Source organism: Gemmatimonadaceae bacterium (assembly GCA_035633115.1).
Lineage (GTDB): Bacteria > Gemmatimonadota > Gemmatimonadetes > Gemmatimonadales > Gemmatimonadaceae > UBA4720.
In genome coordinates this window covers 1-2299 of record DASQFN010000094.1, presented here as the reverse complement: position 1 = coordinate 2299, position 2299 = coordinate 1, and the positions used below count along the sequence as shown (strand labels likewise).

Annotated in this window: 2 protein-coding genes; one reads left to right on the top strand and one right to left on the bottom strand. The window is 62.8% G+C overall.

From position 1 onward, the window contains the following. Nucleotides 1-528 precede the first annotated feature (528 nt). On the bottom strand, nucleotides 529-1560 hold the full coding sequence (locus tag VES88_11740) for an IS110 family transposase (GenBank protein ID HYN82168.1): 1032 nt from the start codon (nucleotides 1558-1560) through the stop codon (nucleotides 529-531). 224 nt (nucleotides 1561-1784) lie between these two features. On the opposite strand from VES88_11740, the gene VES88_11735 reads away from it, so the two are divergent. After that, complete coding sequence (locus tag VES88_11735) at nucleotides 1785-2273, top strand: hypothetical protein (GenBank protein HYN82167.1); 489 nt, start codon at nucleotides 1785-1787, stop codon at nucleotides 2271-2273. The last annotated feature ends 26 nt before the right edge of the window (nucleotides 2274-2299 follow it).

The window sequence follows — 2299 nt, the reverse complement described above, 5'->3', positions numbered from 1 at the left end:
CCATTGTTGATGGCCACGGGCATTTACAATCCGCCGGTAATGCGTCATGGCCACTGTATTGCCCAGCCGGGCGGCTTCGACGCGCTTTTCTGTCCGGCACCCGAGGCACCTGCTTATCGCTCGCGCCGCAAGAAAAGGTAGACCGGCGCGACCCTGATCGCCGTAAGCCTGTTGATTTTTCTCATGGCCGCTGCCCTCCGTGCGTTCAAACCGCCGGACGGATCGATGGGGCACTGCCCTGGACGGCTGAACATCCGCTAAGTGCCATGTGTGGACGGCTCCGGGTTGGCAAGTCAAAACTTCACGCCGCAGCGTTGGTCGGTGCAGCCATGTGTTCGGCCTGTTAGCGCGGTTCGCATGACCGCTGGCCATAATGCCCTCCGCGGATCGGGTCCCGGTCAAAAGCCCGCATTCTACAATGCACTGGCACATGTGGGTTGTCCCGATCGCCGGATCGACCGGCTCTGCATTACGTGCTGTTCGCCCTTCCAACCTTCCCATCACGCCGGATGTCCGGCGCGACCTCGTTCACGCCGCAAGGGCGGCGGGTTCTTTGTAGCGCTCGCCCGTGACCATCATGGCCCAAGCCATTCTGGCGATCTTGTTGGCGAGCGCGATGGCGGCGACCTTGGTCGGCCGCCGCGCCAACAATGCCGTAAGCCAGGGCCGATGCTTGGTGCCATGGAGCTTGGCATAGCGGATCACGGCGAGGGCGCCGGCGGTGAACAGGCTGCGCAGATAGCGATCGCCTTGCTTGCTGATACTGCCGAGCTTGTCCTTGCCTCCGCTCGAGTGCTGCCTCGGCACCAGCCCGAGCCAGGCTGAGAAGTGCCGTCCCGAGCGGAAGGCCTTCGCATCGGCGACGCTGGCGACCAGAGCCGTGGCCAGCGCCGGTCCAATGCCAGGAATCGCATCGAGCCGCCTGCTCGTCTCATTGGATCGGTGCCAGGCCATGATCCGGCGGTCGAACTCTAAAATCTGCTGCTTGAGCCTACACAGTTGGGCGCCGAGGGCGGCGACACAGGCGCGGGCAAGCTCAGGAACGCGTCGGTCACTAGCATCCGCGACGACCGCAAGCAGTTGCTCAACACCCTTGCGTCCTACCGGCGCTACGATCCCGAACTCGGCCAGATGGGCGCGGATCGCGTTGATCACCGAGGTCTGCTGGCGGATGAAGAGCTGGCGGGTGCGATGCAGCATCAGGCAGCTCTGCTGCTCGGGCGTCTTGGTCTCGACGAACCGCATGTTGGCCCTGGTGACCGCCTCGCAGATGGCCTCGGCGTCGGCGGCATCGTTCTTCTGCCGCTTGACGTAAGGCTTTACATAGGCCGGCGGCATCAGGCGCACATTATGCCCGAGCGCCTTGAGTTCGCGTGACCAATGATGCGACGTGGCGCAGGCTTCGATACCAACCAGGCATGGCGGCAGCTTCTCGAAGAACGCCAGGACGTAGCGCCGCTTCAGCTGACGGCGGATGAGCACGTTGCCTTCCGCGTCGACGCCGTGCACTTGAAACACCGACTTGGCAATGTCGAGACCGAGTGTGGTGACCGCTTGCATGATTGGCTCCTCCGAATCGTGGGAGCTTCAACAGCACCCACATCCATGGCACTCATGTGCCGGTGGAGGAGCCGTCCACAGCATCAGAAGCGGACATCGAGACCCTTGTTGCGTTCTGTAGTGACAGCACCGCAGAGTTCGGAATGTCTGAACTAAATGCTTGTGGTAAGGACTTTGGGTGTTATCGTAGCTGGGGCGACCGACGCGCAAAGGAGGAGCTGTACATGGGTATCCTTGATGAGTTGCTCGGCGGCGGCCAAACCCAGAAAGACTACAGGGATTTCGTCAATCGATACGAGCAGGGAGATCCATCCGAGGGCTACTCGGATCAGGAGGTTCTTGAGCGGTATGGTGAAGTGTCACACGCAGTGCCGCGTGATCAATACGCTCAAGCGGCGCAGGAGGCGCTGGCCAAGGTGTCGCCGCAAGAGCGGGCGGCGTTCCTGAAGATGCTGCAGGAGCGAGCCGCGGCGAAAGGGGTGACGCTGCCGCGACAGGTCGGACCCGAACCTGAGGAACTGGGCGAGGTGCTCACCGATCTGCATGAGAAGCCCGGTCAACTCCGGGATATCCTCGGCCCTCGCGGTGCCCCGCCTCAGGCGCAAGCGCCAGGGTCGAACCCGATCGCCGACATGCTGTCGTCCCCGATGGCCAAGGCCGTGCTCGCAGGCATCGCGGCCATGGTGGTCAAGCGCGTCATGCGTCCGTCCTGAATGGCGTAGTGGTATGCGTGAGGCCA

Coding starts and splice junctions, on each gene's coding strand:
- VES88_11740 (HYN82168.1), bottom strand. CDS start 1,560: ATGCAAGCGGTCACCACACTCGGTCTCGACATTGCCAAGTCGGTGTTT.
- VES88_11735 (HYN82167.1), top strand. CDS start 1,785: ATGGGTATCCTTGATGAGTTGCTCGGCGGCGGCCAAACCCAGAAAGAC.